The following is a 20143-nucleotide window of genomic DNA, read 5'->3' as shown; positions in this document are numbered from 1 at the left end:
GAAAAAACCTACCCCGGATGCGCCGCCGCCAACAGCTCTTTGGTGTAGGGATGCTGCGGGTTGTCAAACACGTCGTGACTGGCACCACGCTCGACCACCTGACCGTCCTTGATCACGATCATGTCGTGTGCCAACGCGCGCACCACCGCCAGATCATGGCTGATAAACAGGTAGGTCAAACCATATTTTTCCTGCAAATCACGGAGCAGGGCGACCACTTGTTTCTGTACGGTGCGGTCGAGGGCCGAGGTCGGCTCATCAAGCAGAATCAGCGCCGGCTTAAGCACGAGCGCCCGGGCGATGGCGATGCGCTGGCGCTGGCCGCCGGAAAATTCATGCGGGTAGCGATGGCGGCTTTCCGGGTCGAGGCCGACTTCCTTGAGCACGCGAATCACTTGCTCATCACATTCGTTAGCGGTCGACTCGCAATGCACTTCCAAACCTTCGCTGATGATCTGCGCCACCGACATGCGCGGGCTGAGGCTGCCAAACGGGTCCTGAAACACCACCTGCATCTGCCGCCGCCACGGCCGCAGCTGCTTTTGATTGAGGCCGTCCAGCGCTTCGCCCTGAAAACGAATGCTGCCCTCGGAGTCCAGCAAACGCAGGATCGCCTGACCCAGCGTCGACTTGCCCGAACCGGACTCGCCAACAATGCCCAAGGTCTTGCCGCGCTGAATATTCAGACTGATGCCATCGACAGCGCGCAGATACTGCTTGCGCCTGAACAACCCGCCGCCGACCTGGAAATCGACGCGCAGGTCAGCGACCTCCAGCACATTTTCACGTTCATCACGGGGCAGGGCTTCACCTTCCGGCTCTGCGTTCAACAGCACGCAGCTGTAAGGGTGTTTGGGTTCGGTAAACAGGGTTTCGCAGGGTGCCTGCTCGACGATCTCGCCAGCCTTCATCACGCACACCCGCTGCGCGATGCTGCGCACCAGATTGAGGTCATGGCTGATCAGCAACAGTGACATGCCGAGCCGCTGTTGCAGGGACTTGAGCAGCAAGAGAATCTTGCGTTGCACGGTGACATCCAGCGCCGTGGTCGGCTCGTCGGCAATCAACAACTCCGGTTCGCAGGCCAGGGCCATGGCGATCATCACCCGTTGCCGTTGCCCGCCAGAGAGCTGATGCGGATAGGCTTTCAGGCGTTCCTTGGGCTTTTGAATGCCGACCAGTCCGAGCAATTCGAGAATGCGCTGCTGCGCTTGCTTGCCGCCGAGGCCGCGGTGCAGCAACAGGGTCTCGCCGATCTGCTTTTCGATGGTGTGCAGCGGATTGAGCGAAGTCATCGGCTCCTGAAAGATCATGGCGATGCGATTGCCGCGCAGCTCGCGCAAGACCTTCGGATCAGCACCGAGCAGTTCCTGCCCGCGATAGCGGATGCTGCCACGGGTTTGCGCCTCACTCTCGGGCAGCAGTTGCAGGATCGAATGCGCGGTCACCGATTTCCCCGAGCCCGATTCGCCGACCAGTGCCAGGCACTCACCGGGGCGGATATCCAGGCACAGGTCGCGCACCACGGTCTGGCCATGGAAGGCGACATTGAGGTTGCGGATTTCAATCAGGTTTTCTGTCATGGTCACGCTTCAGGATCGAGGGTCAAAAGCGTCACGTAACGCTTCGCCGATGAATACCAGCAAGGAGAGGATCAACGCCAGGGTAAAGAACGCGGTCAACCCGAGCCACGGTGCTTGCAGGTTCTGCTTGCCCTGACCGATCAGTTCACCCAGCGAGGCACTGCCGGCCGGCATGCCGAAGCCGAGAAAATCCAGCGCGGTCAGCGTTGAAATCGCGCCGGTCAGAATGAACGGCAGGTAGCTCAGCGTCGCGTTCATTGCGTTGGGCAGGATGTGCCGGAAGATCACCTTGCGGTCAGTCAGGCCCAGGGCGCGCGCGGCTTTGACGTATTCCAGATTGCGCCCGCGCAGGAACTCGGCGCGCACCACGTCCACCAGCGCCAACCAGGAAAACAGCGCCATGATCCCCAGCAGCCACCAGAAATTCGGCTCGACGAACCCGGAAAGGATGATCAGCAGATACAACACCGGCAGCCCCGACCAGACCTCAAGTACGCGCTGCCCGAGCAAATCGACCCAGCCACCGTAATAGCCCTGCAACGCGCCGGCAGCGATACCGATCAGCGCACTGACAAATGTGAGCATCAGGGCAAACAGAATCGACACCCGAGCACCAAAGATGACCCGCGCCAGCACATCCCGCGCCTGATCGTCGGTGCCCAGCCAGTTCACCGAAGTTGGTGGGCTCGGCGCCGGTTTGTTCAGGTCATAGTTGGGCGTGTCGTCGCTGAACGGAATCGGCGGGAACAGCAACCAGCCGCCGTCCTTGCGAATCAGATTCTGCACGTACTCGCTGCGGTAATCGGCCTGAAAAGGCAGTTGCCCGCCGAACTCCTGTTCGGTATGGCGCTTGAACACCGGGAAGTACCATTGGCCCTGATAACTGACCATCAACGGTTTGTCGTTGGCGATCAATTCGCCACCCAGCGTCAGCAGGAACAGGCCGATGAACAGCCACAGCGACCACCAGCCACGACGGTTTTTCTTGAAGCGTTCGAAACGGCGTCGACCCAAAGGCGAGAGCTTGAACATCAGGCATTCCTCGCGGCAAAGTCGATACGCGGGTCGACCAGGGTGTAGCAGAGGTCGCCGATCAGTTTTATCAGCAGGCCGAACAGGGTGAAGATGAACAGTGAACCGAACACCACCGGATAGTCCCGCGATACCGCTGCTTCGTAACTCATGCGCCCAAGGCCATCGAGGGAGAAGATCACTTCGATCAGCAGCGAGCCGGCGAAGAACACACTGATGAACGCCTGAGGTATCCCCGAAACCACCAACAGCATGGCGTTGCGAAACACGTGTCCGTACAGCACGCGGCGTTCGCTCAAGCCTTTGGCGCGGGCCGTTACTACGTACTGTCGGGTGATTTCATTGAGGAACGAGTTTTTCGTCAGGATTGTCAGCGTCGCGAAACCACCGATCACCAGCGCGGTGACCGGCAGCACCAGATGCCAGAAGTAATCGGCGATCTTTCCCAGCGTCGATAGCGATTCGAAGTTGTCCGAAACCAGCCCGCGCACCGGAAACCAGTTCAACGAAGTACCGCCGGCGAATACCACGATCAGGAACATCGCGAACAGAAACGCCGGCATGGCGTAACCGATGATGATCGCCGTGCTGCTCCAGATGTCGAAATGGCTGCCGTGGTGCACGGCCTTGCGGATGCCCAGCGGGATCGACACGAGATAGGTGATCAGCGTCGCCCACAGTCCGAGCGAAATGGTCACCGGCATCTTTTCCAGAATCAGGTCGGTGACTGTTGCACCACGGAAGAAGCTCTTGCCGAAGTCCAGTTGCGCGTAATTCTTCAGCATCAGCCACAGGCGCTCGTGGGCCGGTTTGTCGAAGCCGTACTGTTTTTCAATGTCCTTGATCAATTGCGGATCGAGGCCACGGCTGGCGCGCGAAGCGTTGCTCGATGTCTCGCCGGCACCACCGCCGACACTGGCGCCGCCAATGCCTTGCAGATGGGCGATGGCTTGTTCCACTGGTCCGCCGGGCGCGGCTTGGATGATGACGAAATTGACCAGCAGGATGATCACCAGCGTCGGAATGATCAGCAGCAGGCGCCGCAGTATGTAACCCCACATCAGTGCGGCCCTCCGGGTCTGCCGCGACTGATTTTCTCGGCGGTCATTTGCTGATTGGTCAGTGGCGTGCGGCTGATTTCCCACCAGCTCTCGATGGCTTCGTCATTGCTCGCCTGCACCGTGGGAATGCCGAAGCGGTTCCACCATACGGTCGAGGTGCCTGGCGGGTAATAGTTGGGAATCCAGTAGTAGTTCCATTGCAGCACCCGGTCCAGCGCATGGGCGTAATGCAGCATGTCCGATTGGGTCGAGGCGCGGATCAGGCCGTTGATCAAAGTGTCGACTGCCGGATTTTTCAGCACCATGTAGTTGTTCGCGCCCGGGTCGTTGGCCGCTGCCGAGCCGAAATAATTGAGCAACTCACCGCCCGGAGAAGTGGTAACGGGGTAGCCGGTGACGATCATGTCGTAGTCGCGACTCATCAGGCGATTGACGTATTGCGAGGCGTCGATGCGACGGATATTCAGCTCGATGCCGATCTGCTTCAGCGTGCGCTTGTAGGGCAACAGCAGGCGGTCCATGCCGTTCTGGCTGACCAGAAAAGTGAAGCTCAGCGGCTCGCCGGCGTCGTTGACCAGTTGATCGCCATCCGGTTTCCAGCCGGCCTGCTCAAGCAGTTGCAGGGCTTGCAACTGCTTGTCACGGATGATGCCGCTGCCGTCGGTCTTCGGCGCCTCGAAGACTTTGCTGAACACTTCCTCAGGCACCTGACCGCGCAGCGGTTCAAGAATTTCCAACTCTTTCGCATCGGGCAACTGCCGGGCGGCGAGGTCGGTGTTGGAGAAGTAGCTCTGCTGGCGGATATAGACGTTGCGCATCATCTGCCGGTTGCTCCACTCGAAATCCCAGAGCATCGCGAGTGCCTGGCGTACCCGGCGGTCCTGGAACATCGGCTTTTGCAGATTGAACACGAAACCCTGGGCCGATTGCGGCGCTTCAGTGGCGAGGTGGGCCTTCTGCAAACGGCCATCGCTGAGGGCGGGACTGTCGTAGCCGATCGAATAGCCGGTCGCGGAAAACTCGCGGTTGTAGTCATAGGCACCACCACGCAGCACCTGGCGGGCGACATCGGTGTCGCCGAAATACTCGATACTGAAATGGTCGAAGTTGTACAGGCCGCGACTGACCGGCAGGTCCTTGCCCCACCAGTCGCCATTGCGTTCGAAAGTGATGCTGCGCCCGGAGTCGACCTTGCCAACACGGTACGGCCCGCTGCCCAGCGGCGGCTCATAACCACCGCCGCCGGCGAAATCGCGACTCTTCCACCAGTGTTCGGGGAACACCGGCAGTGTCGCGATATCCAGGGGCAGGGTGCGGTTTTCGTTACTTTTGAAGTCGAAGCGCACGGTCAGTGGTGCCTCGATTTCGACGCCTTTGACGTCGGCAAACTGGGTGCGATAACGCAGGCTGCCCTGGGTCATCAGCAGGTTGTAGGTGTAGCGAACGTCTTCGGCAGTGATCGGTTTGCCATCGGCAAAGCGCGCCTTCGGATTGATGAAAAAGCGCAGCGACAGACCGTCTTCCGAGCGTTCCATTTTCTCCGCCACCAGACCGTACACCGTGTAGGGCTCATCCAGCGAGCGCTGGGCCAGCGGCGAATACAGCAGGCCGTCGATCTGCGTGACGCCGATGCCTTTGTCTATATAGGGCAGCAGATGATCGAAGTGGCCGATTTCGATTGCCGAGCGCCGCATCGTCCCACCCTTCGGCGCCTGCGGATTGGTGTAGTCGAAATGGCCGAAGCCGGCGGGGTATTTGGCCGGTTCGCCGTAAACGGTCAGTGCGTGTTGCGGGGCAGCGGTCGCACCGGCGGCACCCGTGAGCAGGGCGAGGGCGGTGAGCATCAGTGTGGGAAAAACCAGTCGCATCGTCAGCCTTGGAACGCAAAATCGATAAGCGCAAGTTGTACGCGAGCGGCGCGCCACTCGCCAGCCGTATATGTAACCGAAACACAACGGCCCACCAAAGGGTGGGCCGTTGTCAGCAACAGGACGACGAATCAGTCCTGACGGCTGGTGACTTCCAGCAGGTGGTAACCGAACTGGGTCTTCACCGGGCCTTGCACGACGTTGATCGGCGCGCTGAACACCACGGTGTCGAATTCCTTGACCATCTGGCCTGGACCGAACGAACCCAGGTCACCGCCCTGACGGCTGGATGGGCAGCTGGAGTTGGCTTTGGCTACATCAGCAAAATCGGCGCCGGCTTCGATCTGAGCCTTGAGTTCGTTGCACTTGTCTTCGCTGGAAACCAGGATGTGGCGGGCAGTGGCTTTGGCCATGGGGAATTCTCCGAACTGTTTCAATAAAAGGTGGAGCGTACCGGAATCAGTCGGTGAATTCTCGGCAAAGTTCCATTCTGATTTCCTGACTCTACTCAAAGATCCGCCGCACGCAGGCGCTGGGCATGCTCGACGTACAGCTCGATAGGGTCCGGCGAAGACGCGGTTACGCCCGGGCTGCGCCGCAAGCTCGCCAGGTGATCCATTGGATAATCAGAGCGGATCACTTGGCCGAGATGGCTACTGAAGCGTCCGACGAAGCCGTCATTCTGCTGGGGTTCGGTGGTGAAATACTGCGACAGGACCCGGCAGGTTGCTTGAACCGGATCCAGCGCCGGCAGCCTGGATTGCGCAACAACTCCGCTCCACGAGTAATAGCGCACGCCGTTGACTTGCTCCGGACCGTGACCGCCCCAGGTGTGTGGCAGGCCTTGTGGGAATTTGTCATTGAATTGACCGACGCCGACGGTGGTCAGTGCGTTGAGTGCAGCCACCGCATTCTGTGGCAGTGCCACGCTGCCACTGAGCAGCGACAACAAATCGGCAAATTGCGTCGCCACGTTTTGTGCAACGACCTCCGGCAGCTTGCCCGGGACCAGTGCCTTGCGCAGGAAGTCGGCGAGCTCCGAACCATGGTTCGGACCACTGACGGAGGTGACTGAAGCGACGACGTTTGGTGCAAGCGCTGCCGCATAGCGTGCAGCGAGTGCACCTTGACTGTGTCCTATAAGGTTGACTTTCTTCGCTCCTGTGCCTCGCAGCACGCAGGCCATCTGTGACAGTAATTGCTCACCCCGCATTTCATTGTCGTGGGTGGCCGAAAGGTGTGGAACAAACAATCGACAGCCAGCCGCTTTCAGCGCGGATTTGACGTCATGGAACAGCTCGAAATGACCGATACGCTCGAACCCGAACAGACCGTGGACCAACAGGATGGGATAACGAGTTGTAGCATTCCGTTGCATGTTCTTACCTTTTTCGTAGAAGTTCATCGGGAAATCACCGAGCCACTCTAAAACACCCCTGTCGCTGAGGAAGTACGAAGAGGCTTCGCGTTGTGTTTGAAAATGGACTACGAGGCGTACGAAATTTCGGAGAGCTGTGAAATCCGAATCGGAAGTTCAGTGGGTCGTTTGTCGGCATAACCGCGCGAACTCCGCGGTTGCCTACCTTGCGAGTAGCGCTTGCGCCGTCGTCGCGGTGTATTCGGCTGACATCAAGAACATTCGAAGAAGTCCTCAATGTAGATGTCAGTGTCGCCATTCGGGGCGGCACGTTTTCCAGGGAGTGGAAACGAAAATGAATAGCCATGAAGTCGAGTTTTGCTGGCGGATGCGTCAGCCGATGGTTGCCGAAGTGTCCATCGAAACTCTTGTCGCGCCGATGATTGACGGGCTCAGTGGGAGCGTGTTGGATCCTTCACTGGTCAAAGCCATCGTTCGCATTTCTCCTTATGCCAACATGAGCTGCGGCGATCAGTTGACGCTGTATTGGGAGGGGCTGGATATCGAAGGCTTCACCTATCAATACGAGAGTGTTCGATTCATCAGCCAGGCTCAGGTCGGCAGGGACGTAATCTTCGTCATCAAGGCCATGCATGTGGCTGCGCTGGACGGGGGCTCGCTGGAGGTTTACTGGACACTGCAAAGTGCGTCCGCGCCCAAGGCAGTGGAATCTGCACGCCTGCAACTGTCTGTGGGCGATATACGCACGCAATTGTTGGCGCCACAGATCGAAGGCTCGGTAAACGGAGCGCTGGAGCCATCGCGAGTGGCAGAGGGCACCCTGGTGACTCTGCAGCCTTACGCGAGGATGTCGGCGGGCGATCGGGTGATGTTGTCCTGGCACGGCGATACTTCGCCCGAGATCTTTACCGACTCATTGAACGTGGAGGCCTACTCCGTCGCGCAATGCCTGTCGTTCTGGGTGCCGGGGAGCTACATCGAAGCTCACCGAGGCGGTGAAGTGGTCGTCGCCTACCGTGTCGAACAACGCTGTGGAACGGTTCGAGCGTCCGAGCCTGCCACGGTTTTCCTCGGCCCTGCAGCGCGTGCGCAATTGCCTGCGCCGGATGTCGTTGAGGCAGTTGAAAACCTGTTGTCACTGAAGGATTCGGTCGACGGCGTTTCCGTTCTCATCGAAGGGGCGCAGGTGCAAGAGGATGAGTTGGTCTATCTCAAGTGTGACGGTGAGTTTTTCAGTCACCGGGATGATCTTGAAATTACGCGGGAGACGGCTGGTCAAGCGGTGTGTTTCATCGTTCCTCACCGGTTCTGGCGTGAGCATCACGGCACAACGGTGCAGATCGCCTACACCGTGGAGCGTCTGGACGATGTCAGTCAGCAATCCCCTGTTAGGCAGATCAGCGTGGAGGCTTTGCCAGTGAATGCCGGCCCTCCGCGCTTTGAATGAGCGGGAGGGCGGTTCGATCAACGTTTGGCTTGTGCGACGCGTCGTGCGGCATCGGTCAGCAATCGCTCAGTTGCATCGAAGCCGAGGCAGCCGTCGGTGATCGATACGCCGTAGCGCAGAGAGCTGCTCAGCGGCTGGCAGCCTTCGAACAAGTGAGATTCCAGCATCATGCCGATCAACGAGTGGTTTCCACGCAGGCGTTGTTCAAGGACGTCATTGAAGACTGCTGGCTGGCGCAGTGGATCCTTGCCGCTGTTGGCATGGCTGCAATCGACCATGATCCGGCTGGGGATCTTCAGTCTGCTGAGCTCGGCGCTGATGTTGGCCACGCTGGTTGCATCGTAGTTCGGCCCTTGATGTCCACCGCGCAGCACGATGTGGGTGTCAGCGTTGCCGGCTGTCTGCACGATCGCCGGATGCCCTTGGCTGTCGACGCCGAAGTGTCGATGCGGATGGGCTGCCGAGCGCATGGCGTCGACAGCAACGGCGGCGCCGCCGTCGGTGCCGTTCTTGAAGCCCACCGGCATGTTCAGGCCGCTGGCCATTTCGCGGTGGATTTGCGATTCGGTGGTGCGGGCACCAATGGCCACCCAGCTCAGCAGGTCATCAAAGTAGTTGGCGGCCATGGGTTGCAGGAGTTCGGTAGCGACCGGTAGTCCGAGCCGGATCATTTCCAGCATCAGTTCGCGCGACAGCGTCAGACCGGCAGCCATGTCGTCAGAGCCGTCCAGATGCGGATCGTAGGCCAGACCTTTCCAGCCGATCGTCGTTCGCGGCTTTTCGACGTAAGCACGCATGACCAGCAGCATTTCACCGCTGACATCTTCGGCCAGTCGAGCAAGTTTGCTGGCGTATTCGATTGCCGACTGCGGATCATGGATGGAGCAGGGGCCAACGATGACCAGCAGGCGCGGGTCTTCACCGTCGAGGATGGCGCGCACCGCCTGGCGATGGGCATTGACCTGCTGATGCAGGGAGTGGCTGAGCGGTAATTGCTGTTTGAGCTGCAACGAGCTGGGCAGACGCAGGGTCAGCGCTTCGTTGGCAGAATCGAGGGTGGACAGCGGCAAAGCGGAAACTGAAGAGTTCATGTTCGGTCTTCCTGGGCGGATGGCGGGTTTTTCCCGCGCACTCGGCCCTATTGGGGTGTTCGACAAATGGCCGTACTGGCTCGGCGTGTGTGTTTGCCACCTGTAGGTGACCGATCGGAGGCGGCAGGCTGTCCCGAGCGGAGGCTGGTAAATCGCCAGGCGCTAAAGCTGTCGTAACGGTAATAAGTGGCGTAGTTCATGGTGGAATCCTCGAAATGTGGTGTGTCGCTGAAAGTGATGGGCCTGAAAAACAAAACCCCCGGTCGGGAGGCCGACCGGGGGTTGAGAAATCTCTGGTAGGCGACCCGTTATCATGGGCGCCGTTTGGGTATCAGGCGCGCCAGTGGCTAAACCAATACCCAAAATAAAAGTTGTCTGGAGCGCAGGCGTCGTTCACCCACGCAGCCGCAATCGAGCGCGAGGCGCTGGCGATGCAAGACTGTGAAGGGGCGTTGAACATGGTCTGTCTCCGATGAATACGCCGAGCTTACTCGACGCTGATACGCGTCAGCAATCAGAAAATGCTATTGCGTGCCGAGCGAAACGGCTATCACTGGTAAACGATCTGGTTAAAGTACATTTTTACGATTGGAGAGAGCTGAATGAGTTATCGAATTCGGCATGCCACCCATGATGATCTTGCTTTTGCGCGGGATCTGACCTGTCGCAACATGCTGCGCTATTACATTGACCACGATCTGTTGTGGCAGGACGAGGCATTCGACGCAGGCTGGCAGCATCGTGAGAACTGGATGATCCTTCAGGATGAACTGCTGATCGGCTTTGTCAGTCTGAGCCAGGATGCCCGAGCGCTGTACATACGCGAATTGCAGATTGATCAGCCCTGGCAAGGGCAGGGCGCCGGTTCCTGGGCCGTTGATCAGGTGATCGAGATGGCTCGGCAGGCAAGGCGACCGGCACTGCGGCTGACAGTGTTTGACAATAACCCGGCGCAAAAACTGTATGCATCTAAAGGACTGCACATCGTGGGCAGGGATGAGTGTTTCCTCAGAATGCAGCTCGATTTGAGTACAGCTGTGCTCTGAAACCCACAGCCGGCAAGCCCTGAATGACGAATTGAAACTTTTTAAATGCGGCTTTCCGCTAGGTCTGTCTGGCACTTTTTGCTAAGGTGTCCGGCATCCCAATAAGACCATATCGCGAGGTGTCTGCTTGATTAGGGTGCTAGTGGTCGACGACCATGATCTCGTTCGTACAGGCATTACACGGATGCTGGCCGATATCGATGGCCTGCAGGTGGTGGGTCAGGCCGAGTCAGGTGAAGAGTCCCTGATCAAAGCCCGTGAATTGAAGCCTGACGTAGTGCTCATGGACGTCAAGATGCCCGGCATCGGCGGCCTCGAAGCCACACGAAAACTGCTGCGCAGCCACCCGGACATCAAGGTGGTTGCCGTTACGGTGTGCGAGGAAGACCCTTTCCCGACGCGTTTGCTGCAGGCCGGCGCCGCCGGTTATCTGACCAAGGGGGCGGGTCTGCCGGAAATGGTTCAGGCCATTCGGCTGGTTTTCGCCGGGCAGCGTTACATCAGTCCGCAGATTGCTCAGCAGTTGGCGATCAAATCATTCCAGCCAACCAATGATTCGCCGTTCGATGCCTTGTCGGAGCGGGAAATCCAGATTGCCTTGATGATTGTCGGCTGCCAGAAGGTCCAGATCATTTCCGACAAGTTGTGCCTGTCGCCGAAAACCGTGAACACCTACCGCTACCGCATTTTCGAGAAGCTTTCGATCAGCAGCGACGTCGAGCTGACACTGCTCGCGGTGCGTCACGGCATGGTGGATGCCAGCGCCTGACCATGACCGAGACATTTGATTCCAGTGCTTTCCTGTCGACCGTCAGCGGTCGCCCGGGCGTCTATCGCATGTTCGACAGCGAGGCGCGCCTGCTGTATGTCGGCAAAGCCAAAAACCTGAAGAAACGTCTGGCGAGCTACTTTCGCAAGACCGGGCTGGCGCCGAAAACGGCTGCACTGGTCGGGCGTATCGCTCAGGTCGAGACGACCATCACCGCCAACGAAACCGAAGCGCTGCTGCTGGAACAGACGCTGATCAAGGAGTGGCGCCCGCCGTACAACATCCTGCTGCGCGACGATAAATCCTATCCGTACGTGTTTCTCTCCGACGGACAGTTTCCGCGCCTGAGCATCCATCGCGGCGCCAAAAAGGCCAAGGGCAAGTATTTTGGGCCCTATCCGAGTGCCGGCGCCATTCGCGAAAGCCTGAGCATCCTGCAAAAAACCTTTTTCGTCCGTCAGTGTGAAGACAGCTATTACAAGAACCGCACCCGTCCGTGCCTGCAATACCAGATCAAACGCTGCAAGGCACCATGCGTGGGTTTGGTCGAGCCTGACGTCTACGCCGAAGACGTGCGCCACTCGGTGATGTTCCTCGAGGGTCGCAGCCACGCGCTGACTAATGAGCTGTCCACCGCGATGGAAGAGGCAGCGATCAATCTCGAATTCGAACGCGCGGCCGAATTGCGCGACCAGATTGCCTTGCTGCGTCGGGTGCAGGACCAGCAAAGCATGGAAGGCGGAACCGGCGATATCGACGTTATTGCCGCATTCGTCAACCCAGGCGGCGCCTGTGTCCACCTGATCAGCGTGCGCGGCGGGCGCGTGCTGGGCAGCAAGAATTTCTTCCCGCAGGTCGGCATCGAGGAAGACGTTTCCGAGGTCATGGCAGCGTTCCTCGGTCAGTACTACATCAGCAGCCCCGAACGCGATCTGCCGAGCGAACTGATCGTCAACGTGGTTCACGAAGACTTCCCGGCGTTGATCGAAGGGATTCACACCTTGCGCGGCCGTGAGTTGGCCATCAGTCATCGGGTGCGCGGCACCCGTGCGCGCTGGCAGCAACTGGCCGTGACCAACGCTGAGCAAGCGTTGGGCGCGCGTCTGGCCAACCGTCAGCACACCGCCGCGCGATTCGACGCGCTGGCCGAAGTGCTGAATCTGGATGAACCGCCGCAACGCCTGGAATGCTACGACATCAGTCATTCCAGCGGCGAAGCGACGGTTGCCTCCTGCGTGGTGTTCGGGCCGGAAGGCGCGATTAAGTCGGATTATCGCCGCTACAACATCGAAGGCGTCACCGCCGGCGACGATTACGCGGCCATGCACCAGGCGTTGACTCGCCGCTTCAGCAAACTCAAGGACGGCGAGGGCAAGTTGCCGGACATTCTGTTGGTCGACGGTGGCAAAGGCCAATTGTCGATGGCCCGTGATGTGCTCAACGAACTGGCCGTACCGGATCTGATCCTGTTAGGCGTCGCCAAGGGCGCCACGCGCAAGGCCGGTTTCGAAACGTTGTATCTGAATGATGCAGCGCACGAGTTCACCTTGCGCGGCGATTCACCCGCCTTGCACTTGATCCAGCAGATCCGCGATGAGGCGCACCGCTTCGCAATTACGGGGCATCGCGCTCGTCGCGGCAAGACCCGCCGAACCTCAACGTTGGAAGGCGTGGCAGGGGTAGGGCCGACCCGCCGCCGTGACCTGTTGAAACATTTTGGTGGATTGCAGGAGCTGTCTCGTGCAAGCATCGAAGAGATCGCCAAAGCCCCGGGGATCAGTAAAAAGCTCGCTGAGTCGATTTATGCGAACCTGCATAGTGAGTAGAATGCCCCTTCACCTCGTAGCCAGTTGTGCCGATGAATATCCCTAATCTGATTACCGTTCTACGCGTCCTGCTCATCCCGATCTTTATTTTGCTGTTCTATCTGCCCTACGAGTGGAGTTACATGGCCTCCGCTTCGGTGTTCGCCTTCGCGGCTGCAACCGACTGGCTCGATGGTTATCTGGCGCGCCGATTGGAGCAAAGCACACCGTTCGGTGCCTTCCTCGATCCGGTCGCCGACAAGCTGATGGTCGCTGTTGCCTTGGTCCTGCTGGTGCAGGAACACGGCAATCTCTGGCTGACGCTGCCAGCGGCGGTCATCATCGGTCGCGAGATCGTGATTTCGGCACTGCGCGAATGGATGGCCGAACTCGGCGCACGAGCGCAGGTAGCCGTTTCCAATCTGGGCAAATGGAAAACCGCTGCGCAGATGCTCGCGCTGGTGATTTTGCTGGCTCATCCAAAGGCATTCAGCTTCTGGGTCGTGCTCGGTTATACGCTGCTGATCGTATCGGCAGGGCTGACCCTGTGGTCGATGGTTCAATACCTTCGCGCCGCCTGGCCGCACCTGAAGACCGATGTCGAAAAGAAATAAAAGTTTTTTGAATCAAGGGGTTGACGGGGCATCTTAATTCTATAGAATGCGCCACACCAAGCGGGAATAGCTCAGTTGGTAGAGCACGACCTTGCCAAGGTCGGGGTCGCGAGTTCGAGTCTCGTTTCCCGCTCCAATTTGTACAGTGTTTGTTGTTGTGCTACTGACAGCGAATACTTTGAGGCCGAGTAGCAAAATGGTTATGCAGTGGATTGCAAATCCACCTACGCCGGTTCGATTCCGACCTCGGCCTCCACTATCAAAAACCCCGTAGATCAATGATCTACGGGGTTTTTTGTTGTCTGCAGAAAAGTGTGGTGCTCACCTGTTTGCGGAGGGTCAATCAGTCAAGCACGATCCGGTCTGGATGTGGCTGGCACCTTCCACCGTGAGATTCGAGAAAAAGATGCAGCCAATGAGCCGCGCGAACAGCGTCAATGTCTCTGCAAGATCGGGGTTGTCAAACAGAACAGCCCTTGAGTCCAGAGCACATAAGGCACCCCAGAGTCTCCCGTCCGGCAGGAAAACAGGCGCGCCTGCGTAGCTTTCAATCGAATATTGCTTCACCACAGGACGTGACGAAAGTCGTCCATCCTGGCTGATTTGTGGAAGGAAGAGGGCTTGCGGATTTCGTCGAAACTCACTGCAAAGGGTGGTTTCCAGATCCAGCGTATCGCCGACGTTTATACCCAGTTCGATGGGATCGTATGCCGAACACACGATCCACTCTGTTTCCGTGAATTTTGCGATACCGGCAAAGCGTGTACCGGTCAGACGGGTGACAAGCTGCAGGATATTGGTGGTCGCTTCGATCTCGGCGATCGCCGAGCGCTCCTCTTGGCTTAAAGACGCTTTTAGAACGGTGTCACTCATTTGCATGGAATCAAATCTCCTGATTGCTTGTACATCCCTGAGCTCTGCTCTGGTGACGTTCTGTGCGGCGTGATCGTGGTTGAAGGGGGGCGTGCTGATTACCCTTTGATTATTGATTTCGGCGCCAACCTTTAGCGTAGACATCCCGTCCAGTCCTGGGTTGCCTGCTCATAATCTCAATCGATGAAACATCTGTCACCCGTGCAGCTAAGGTGATGGTGAGCATCTGAATCTTTTGAGTTTATCGTCTCAATTTCCAGTCGGGTTGCTGCGATTTGCCAGTAACCTCGGCGTCTACTTCAAGCAAACTGCGTAGCTCACTGATTTCTGAGGCTTTTTGATTTTCCGCGGTCAGCGATATTTAGTTCTCAAATCGCGCACTCCAAACTTGCTTCACCGGGACGTGATGTATATATTCCCCGCTCGGCTTTTCAAGCGGCCATCCTGTCAGGATCGCAACCGCAGGGCTGACGAAGCAACACCGCGCTACCGCCCGAATGGCGAAACTGGTAGACGCATGGGACTTAAAATCCCCCGCTCGTAAGGGCGTGCCGGTTCGATTCCGGCTTCGGGCACCATAAATATCAAGGGCTTGCATGACATATGTCATGCAAGCCCTTATTTATTGTGCAATGGAAATGTTTTCCACGCTCCTGACTGGCCATTCCGTCACCGTCTGGTGTTTGGAAATCCACTCCTTTCTTCAGCGTCGACTGCATCCATCAGCGAGTAAGCGTTTCCGGGGCCACAACCCACACACTACATGGCATTTTGTACAACAGATGCTCCACCGTGCTGCCAACCAGTCTGCCTATTCCTCGATGAGTGACGCGGCCCATTACGATCACATCGATGTCGTACGCATCGGCATAGCTGGAAAGCACCTTGGCGGGATCGCCCACAATCATGTGCTGGTTCTCTGCCGGAATGTTGTTACGTTCAGCCAACGCCTGGAAGGCTTCGCCTTGGGCCTCGAACAGTTTTTTGGCTGCGCTGGAAGAAAAGATCGCTGAGGCGTTATTGAAGCCGAACTCGGCAGCGCTGATCGATGACAGGTCATGGGCATAGATCACGTCCAGGCTGCCATTGCAGACACTGGCCAGTCTTGCTGCTTCGCGCAGGATCCGATCATTGAGGCCCTGGTATTGGCCCTCACGATGGAAGGGGTCGACCGCCGCGACGATTCGGCGTGGCAGAGCGTTTTGAGCGTGGCTGACAAAATGCAGCGGCACCGGGCATTCGCGCAACAGATGGATGTCCAGCGGGGTGAACATCAGCCGCGACAGAACTGATTCGTGCTCCAGAGCCTTTATAAGGACAGCCATCGGCTGTTCCTTCAAATGGATGAGGATCTCCTTCAAAGGATTGTCCACCCAGACGACCTCGGTGGTGACGGTCACTCCGATCTTGCGCAGCGGCCGGGCCTGGTCTTCGAGCCATTGATGATGGCGTTCGACATAGCCCAGGCGCATCAGCTCCAGGGCTTGCTCGTTGACCATTCCTGCGGTCGCCAGGCCCTCCAGATAATCAAACGCGACAATATGCAGTGCGGCATCCGACGCTTTGGCCAGGGAGGCGGCGCGGTCGAACGCCGGACTGTTTTTCATCAGCGGCGACACGACCAGCATGAAACGCGATTGCTCAGACATGACAGGACTCCCGAGGTAGTCACCCAAGCATTGCGCTGCATGCCTGGAAACAGTGAGTAGTGGGCATGCGCCTATCGTGGAGCGAGCCAGCAGGGCGGGGTTGATATTTATCAACCAGACATCACCGCGTGGTCGTGAGCGGATGTACGGTCGAGCAAGACCACTGATCCTCGGATAGTTGACCATTATCAACTACGACCCTGCCGTCGCGGCTCAAGCTCTGCTCTGCACTCACCTGTCGGCGGAGGGAAAGCCATCATGGCCACCATGAAAGCCGCAATATTCGTTGAAAAAAACCGCATCGTGCTCGATGACAAGCCGATTCCCGAGGTCGGGCCGCTGGATGCGTTGATCCGCGTGACCACCACCACCATTTGCGGCACCGACGTGCATATCCTGCGCGGCGAATACCCAGTGGCCAGAGGACTGACCATCGGCCACGAACCGGTCGGCATTATTGAGCGATTGGGCTCGCAAGTACTCGGTTTTGTCGAAGGGCAGCGGGTGATCGCCGGGGCCATCACCCCCAGCGGGCACAGTTATGCGTGCCTGTGTGGCTGCGGCTCGCAGGACGGCCCGGACACCCGGCACGGCTTCAAGGCCATCGGCGGCTGGAAGTTTGGCAACACGATCGACGGTTGCCAGGCCGAGTACGTGTTGGTGCCGGATGCACAGGCCAACCTGTGCCCGATCCCCGATCAGTTGAGCGATGAACAGGTGCTGATGTGCCCGGACATCATGTCCACCGGGTTCTCGGGGGCCGAGCGGGGCGAGATCGCCATCGGCGACGCTGTCGCGGTGTTTGCATTGGGCCCGATCGGCCTCTGTGCCGTGGCCGGAGCACGGCTGAAGGGCGCCACGACGATTATCGGTGTCGACGCGGTGCCCGAACGCATGGCCATGGCGCACCAACTGGGCGCGACCCATACCGTCAATTTCAAGGACGGCAATGTGGTGGAGCAGATCATGGCGTTGACCGATGGCCGTGGCGTGGATGTGTCCATCGAAGCGCTGGGCACCCAAGGCACGTTCGAGTCGGCATTGCGGGTGCTGCGCCCGGGTGGGCGCTTGTCCAGCCTCGGGGTGTATTCCAGCGACCTGCACATCCCGCTCGGCGCGTTTGCCGCCGGATTGGGCGATTACAGCATTGTTTCCACCTTGTGCCCCGGCGGCAAGGAACGCATGCGTAGGTTGATGGCCGTGGTGCAGAGCGGCGCCGTCGATCTGTCACCGCTGGTGACTCACCGTTTCAGACTGGACGACATCGAGCAGGCGTATGAGTTGTTCGCTCATCAACGCGATGGAGTCATGAAAGTCGCAATCACTCCTTGAAAGCACCTTGGCGTGCCGCTGAAACCGGGGTTTGCATGAACATCAAGATCACTGAAAAACACGCTCCCCATGGCTGGGTCGTGCACATGGATGACTGGGATGTGGGCTTCAGGAGCCTCAAGGCTGCGCAGGAATTTGTCGAGGTGCTTGAGGCCCGTATCAACGCCCCTCACGAGTGGCCGAATGCGTTTGCCCAGCCGTTGCCAGCAAGGCCGGCAACGGCTCGCCGCGTCAGCGCAAGTGTTGAATGCTCGCCATAAGCCGAGCAGGGTGCGCAAACCCTGCGGGACGCTACCCATGAATGAGGTTTTTGATCTGTCCGGCGCCGCTGCGGCGTTGGGGATCGGCATGCTCATCGGTCTTGAGCGTGAACGGCACAAGGGTACTGGCGATGCGCGACACTGCGCCGGCTTGCGCACGTTCGCCATTACCGCGCTGTTGGGATATGTCGCGCTACAAGTCGGCGGTGGCCTGCTGCTGGGGATCATCGCCGGCTGTGTCACGTTGCTGACCAGCGTCGCGTACTGGCGCAGTCAGAGCGACGATCCCGGGGTGACCAGCGAGGTGGCGTTGACCGCAGTGCTGGTCCTGGGCGCGTTGTGCGCAACCGCGCCGGCGCTGGCCATTGCCCTTGGCGTGGTGATCGCGGGCCTTCTGGCGTATCGCCAGGCGCTGCATCACTTTGCCAACAGCCAGTTGTCCGAAACGGAAATGCGTGATGGCCTGATCCTGCTGATCGCAGCGCTGGTCATACTGCCATTGGCACCGGACCGATATATCGGCCCGTACGCCGCGATCAATCTGCGCACCATTTGTACCGTGACGGTGTTGCTGATGCTGGTCGGCGCGTTCGGCCACATTGCCGTGCGCGCCTTGGGCTCGCGCTATGGCTACGTCATCAGCGCGATTGCATCCGGCTTCGCCTCCAGTACCGTGACGATCGCGACCATGGGCCAACGCCTTGCCCATGAGCCGGGCAATATCCGCATCCTCAGCGCCGCTGCGATTTTCTCCAATCTCGCAACGGTGATACAGGTCGGCCTGATCCTGACGATGGTTGATGCGGATCTGCTGACCAGTTTATGGGCGCCACTGCTCTTCGGCTTGATCGCTACGTTGTTGTACGGCGCCTGCCTGATGTTCCCCGACCCCACACGAGGGAGCCGCAGCAAGCCGGTCGACACGGCAGGGGCGTTCAATCTGAAACTCGCGGTCATCGTGACACTGACCCTTACCGGCATCACATTCGTCTCCTCGGCCATGCTCAGCCACTTTGGTCAGGCAGGCTTGTGGCTGACCGCAATGCTGTCGGGCTTTGCCGATGCGCACTCTGCCACAGCGTCCATCGCCAGCCTGGCCAAGGCGGGCCAGGTGCCTTATGACTCGATAGCGGTGCCAGCGCTGATTGCCGTCAGCAGTAACTCGGTGAGCAAATGCGTGGTGGCGTGGGTCAGCGGCGGCAGGCGTTTCGCTGCCTGCGTGATCCCGGGCCAGGTATTGCTGACCTTGGCCATGTGGGCGGGCAATGTGCTGTTTTGAGCGCGATCGGTGCTCTTGCTGATAAAGATCAAGCTGCCAATGGGCACAGCATTCACCCTGAAGTCTGTTTCTCCTGGCTGGCCGCATGCCGAGGTATCCCATGTCACAGACTCCGCGTTTACTGTTGATCACTCCTTCAGCCATGGAGCGCACGCCGGCGTTCGAGCGCGCGGCTGCACTGGCCCAGGCCATGCAGTTGCCGCTGCACATCGTGGCCTTCGACTACTTGCAGGCGCTGGCCGTGGCAGGGCTGTTTGCCCCCGAGCAGATCCGCCTCGCCCGCGATGGTTATCTGCGCACTCACCGGCAGTGGCTCGCAGAGCAGGCTTCATTGCTGGCGAGGCATCAGATCATGGTCACCAGCGAGGTGATGTGGGTTCAGGATCCCTTCGCCGAGATCCTGCAGTTCATCAACGAGATGCCGTTGCTATTGATCATCAAGGATGTGCAGCACGAATCCGTGCTGGAGCGTATTTTCTACACCCCGCTGGACTGGCAACTGTTGCGCGATTGCCCGGTGCCGGTGCATCTGGTGACCGACGACACCCATCCGCGCCCACGCCGTGTGCTGGCCATCGTCGATGTCTTGCGCAGCGAAGAGCAGGACTGCGTGTTCAACGATCAGATCATCGATGCCGCCGCCCAACTCGCCGCGCAGTGCGATGCCAGTCTTGATGTGGTGCATGTTTACGACTGGACGGCGGTTTACGCCACGGACATGGGGTTCGGCGCACTGCCATTGGCCACCGGGATCCATGAAACGCTGGGCACTGCGCAGCATGAGGCATTTACGGCCTTGGCCGAGCGCCACGGCGTGCCGGTCTCATGCCGGCACTTCATCGAGGGCGCGCCGGTGCGCAGTATCTGCGGGTTCGCCATCGACAAGCAGATTGACGTCATTGTCATGGGCACAGTGCAGCACCACGGCTTGAGCAAGTTGTTAGGCACCACCGCCGAACAGCTGCTGCATCGGGCACCTTTCAGTGTGCTGGCGATCAAGCCGCAACCCACACTGCAATCCTGAGACACGATCGCCCCGAGGTGAATCGTTGGCCG

The 20143-nt window shown here is 58.9% G+C and carries 18 protein-coding genes and 3 tRNA genes; 12 read left to right on the top strand and 9 right to left on the bottom strand.

Going from position 1 to position 20143, the window contains the following annotated elements:
- Window positions 1–8 precede the first annotated feature (8 nt).
- The 6 genes from AAEZ10_RS15910 to AAEZ10_RS15885 form a co-directional block, all read right to left on the bottom strand.
- A complete protein-coding gene (locus AAEZ10_RS15910) occupies window positions 9–1583 on the bottom strand; it encodes an ABC transporter ATP-binding protein (protein ID WP_073474724.1) in 1575 nt (524 codons plus the stop codon).
- A gap of 9 nt (window positions 1584–1592) precedes the next feature.
- Window positions 1593–2615 (bottom strand): ABC transporter permease, encoded by a 1023-nt coding sequence (locus AAEZ10_RS15905; RefSeq protein WP_024012756.1) that lies wholly within the window; start codon window positions 2613–2615, stop codon window positions 1593–1595.
- The gene (locus AAEZ10_RS15900; RefSeq protein WP_071172270.1) at window positions 2615–3676 is read right to left on the bottom strand and encodes a microcin C ABC transporter permease YejB; all 1062 of its coding nucleotides are present in this window, start codon (window positions 3674–3676) and stop codon (window positions 2615–2617) included. Before AAEZ10_RS15900 ends, AAEZ10_RS15905 begins: the two co-directional genes overlap by 1 nt.
- Entirely contained in the window at window positions 3676–5544 is a 1869-nt protein-coding gene (locus AAEZ10_RS15895) for an extracellular solute-binding protein (protein ID WP_073474720.1), read from the bottom strand. Before AAEZ10_RS15895 ends, AAEZ10_RS15900 begins: the two co-directional genes overlap by 1 nt.
- 131 nt (window positions 5545–5675) lie before the next feature.
- Complete coding sequence (locus AAEZ10_RS15890; protein WP_073474718.1) at window positions 5676–5957, bottom strand: peptidylprolyl isomerase; 282 nt, start codon at window positions 5955–5957, stop codon at window positions 5676–5678.
- A 95-nt stretch (window positions 5958–6052) separates the two neighbouring features.
- Window positions 6053–6922, bottom strand: a complete 870-nt coding sequence (locus AAEZ10_RS15885) for an esterase/lipase family protein (RefSeq protein ID WP_073474794.1) — start codon at window positions 6920–6922, stop codon at window positions 6053–6055.
- A gap of 334 nt (window positions 6923–7256) precedes the next feature.
- Here AAEZ10_RS15885 and AAEZ10_RS15880 point away from each other — a divergent pair, with 334 nt between their 5' ends.
- Complete coding sequence (locus AAEZ10_RS15880) at window positions 7257–8369, top strand: hypothetical protein (RefSeq protein WP_110646512.1); 1113 nt, start codon at window positions 7257–7259, stop codon at window positions 8367–8369.
- 17 nt (window positions 8370–8386) lie between these two features.
- Here the strand turns inward: AAEZ10_RS15880 and AAEZ10_RS15875 are convergent, their stop codons facing one another.
- The gene (locus tag AAEZ10_RS15875; RefSeq protein ID WP_350569996.1) at window positions 8387–9460 is read right to left on the bottom strand and encodes a 3-deoxy-7-phosphoheptulonate synthase; all 1074 of its coding nucleotides are present in this window, start codon (window positions 9458–9460) and stop codon (window positions 8387–8389) included.
- 602 nt (window positions 9461–10062) lie between these two features.
- Between AAEZ10_RS15875 and AAEZ10_RS15870 the strand changes: the two genes are divergently transcribed.
- The 6 genes from AAEZ10_RS15870 to AAEZ10_RS15845 all read left to right on the top strand — a co-directional run bounded on the left by AAEZ10_RS15870 (window position 10063) and on the right by AAEZ10_RS15845 (window position 13950).
- On the top strand, window positions 10063–10506 hold the full coding sequence (locus AAEZ10_RS15870) for a GNAT family N-acetyltransferase (RefSeq protein ID WP_122707932.1): 444 nt from the start codon (window positions 10063–10065) through the stop codon (window positions 10504–10506).
- Between the two features lie 127 nt (window positions 10507–10633).
- Entirely contained in the window at window positions 10634–11275 is a 642-nt protein-coding gene (gene gacA / locus AAEZ10_RS15865) for a response regulator transcription factor GacA (RefSeq protein WP_024012761.1), read from the top strand.
- A 2-nt stretch (window positions 11276–11277) separates the two neighbouring features.
- Window positions 11278–13101 (top strand): excinuclease ABC subunit UvrC, encoded by a 1824-nt coding sequence (uvrC, locus tag AAEZ10_RS15860; protein ID WP_024012762.1) that lies wholly within the window; start codon window positions 11278–11280, stop codon window positions 13099–13101.
- 32 nt (window positions 13102–13133) lie between these two features.
- Window positions 13134–13694, top strand: a complete 561-nt coding sequence (gene pgsA / locus AAEZ10_RS15855) for a CDP-diacylglycerol--glycerol-3-phosphate 3-phosphatidyltransferase (protein WP_016774513.1) — start codon at window positions 13134–13136, stop codon at window positions 13692–13694.
- 60 nt (window positions 13695–13754) lie between these two features.
- A tRNA-Gly gene (locus AAEZ10_RS15850) sits at window positions 13755–13830 on the top strand.
- A 46-nt stretch (window positions 13831–13876) separates the two neighbouring features.
- A tRNA-Cys gene (locus AAEZ10_RS15845) sits at window positions 13877–13950 on the top strand.
- 83 nt (window positions 13951–14033) lie between these two features.
- Here AAEZ10_RS15845 and AAEZ10_RS15840 read toward each other — a convergent pair.
- Entirely contained in the window at window positions 14034–14567 is a 534-nt protein-coding gene (locus tag AAEZ10_RS15840) for a GAF domain-containing protein (RefSeq protein ID WP_163012213.1), read from the bottom strand.
- A 491-nt stretch (window positions 14568–15058) separates the two neighbouring features.
- On the opposite strand from AAEZ10_RS15840, the gene AAEZ10_RS15835 reads away from it, so the two are divergent.
- Window positions 15059–15145 (top strand) — tRNA-Leu (locus AAEZ10_RS15835).
- Between the two features lie 144 nt (window positions 15146–15289).
- Here the strand turns inward: AAEZ10_RS15835 and AAEZ10_RS15830 are convergent.
- Entirely contained in the window at window positions 15290–16216 is a 927-nt protein-coding gene (locus AAEZ10_RS15830) for a universal stress protein (RefSeq protein WP_350569992.1), read from the bottom strand.
- Window positions 16217–16474: 258 nt separating this feature from the next.
- Here AAEZ10_RS15830 and AAEZ10_RS15825 point away from each other — a divergent pair, with 258 nt between their 5' ends.
- The 4 genes from AAEZ10_RS15825 to AAEZ10_RS15810 all read left to right on the top strand — a co-directional run bounded on the left by AAEZ10_RS15825 (window position 16475) and on the right by AAEZ10_RS15810 (window position 20111).
- Window positions 16475–17548 carry an NAD(P)-dependent alcohol dehydrogenase gene (locus AAEZ10_RS15825; protein ID WP_350569990.1) on the top strand — a complete coding sequence of 358 codons (1074 nt, stop codon included), beginning with the start codon at window positions 16475–16477 and terminating at the stop codon, window positions 17546–17548.
- 35 nt (window positions 17549–17583) lie between these two features.
- The gene (locus AAEZ10_RS15820; RefSeq protein ID WP_071172276.1) at window positions 17584–17808 is read left to right on the top strand and encodes a hypothetical protein; all 225 of its coding nucleotides are present in this window, start codon (window positions 17584–17586) and stop codon (window positions 17806–17808) included.
- A gap of 37 nt (window positions 17809–17845) precedes the next feature.
- A complete protein-coding gene (locus tag AAEZ10_RS15815; protein ID WP_280035691.1) occupies window positions 17846–19087 on the top strand; it encodes an MgtC/SapB family protein in 1242 nt (413 codons plus the stop codon).
- 100 nt (window positions 19088–19187) lie between these two features.
- Entirely contained in the window at window positions 19188–20111 is a 924-nt protein-coding gene (locus AAEZ10_RS15810) for a universal stress protein (protein ID WP_350569987.1), read from the top strand.
- Window positions 20112–20143: the final 32 nt, after the last annotated feature.

The organism is Pseudomonas sp. H26/SER47-MNA-CIBAN-0231, assembly GCF_040310465.1.
In the GTDB taxonomy this organism is placed as follows: Bacteria; Pseudomonadota; Gammaproteobacteria; order Pseudomonadales; family Pseudomonadaceae; genus Aquipseudomonas; species Aquipseudomonas atacamensis.
Note: the sequence above shows the minus strand (reverse complement) of the source record. Positions and strands in the feature narration are given on the sequence as shown.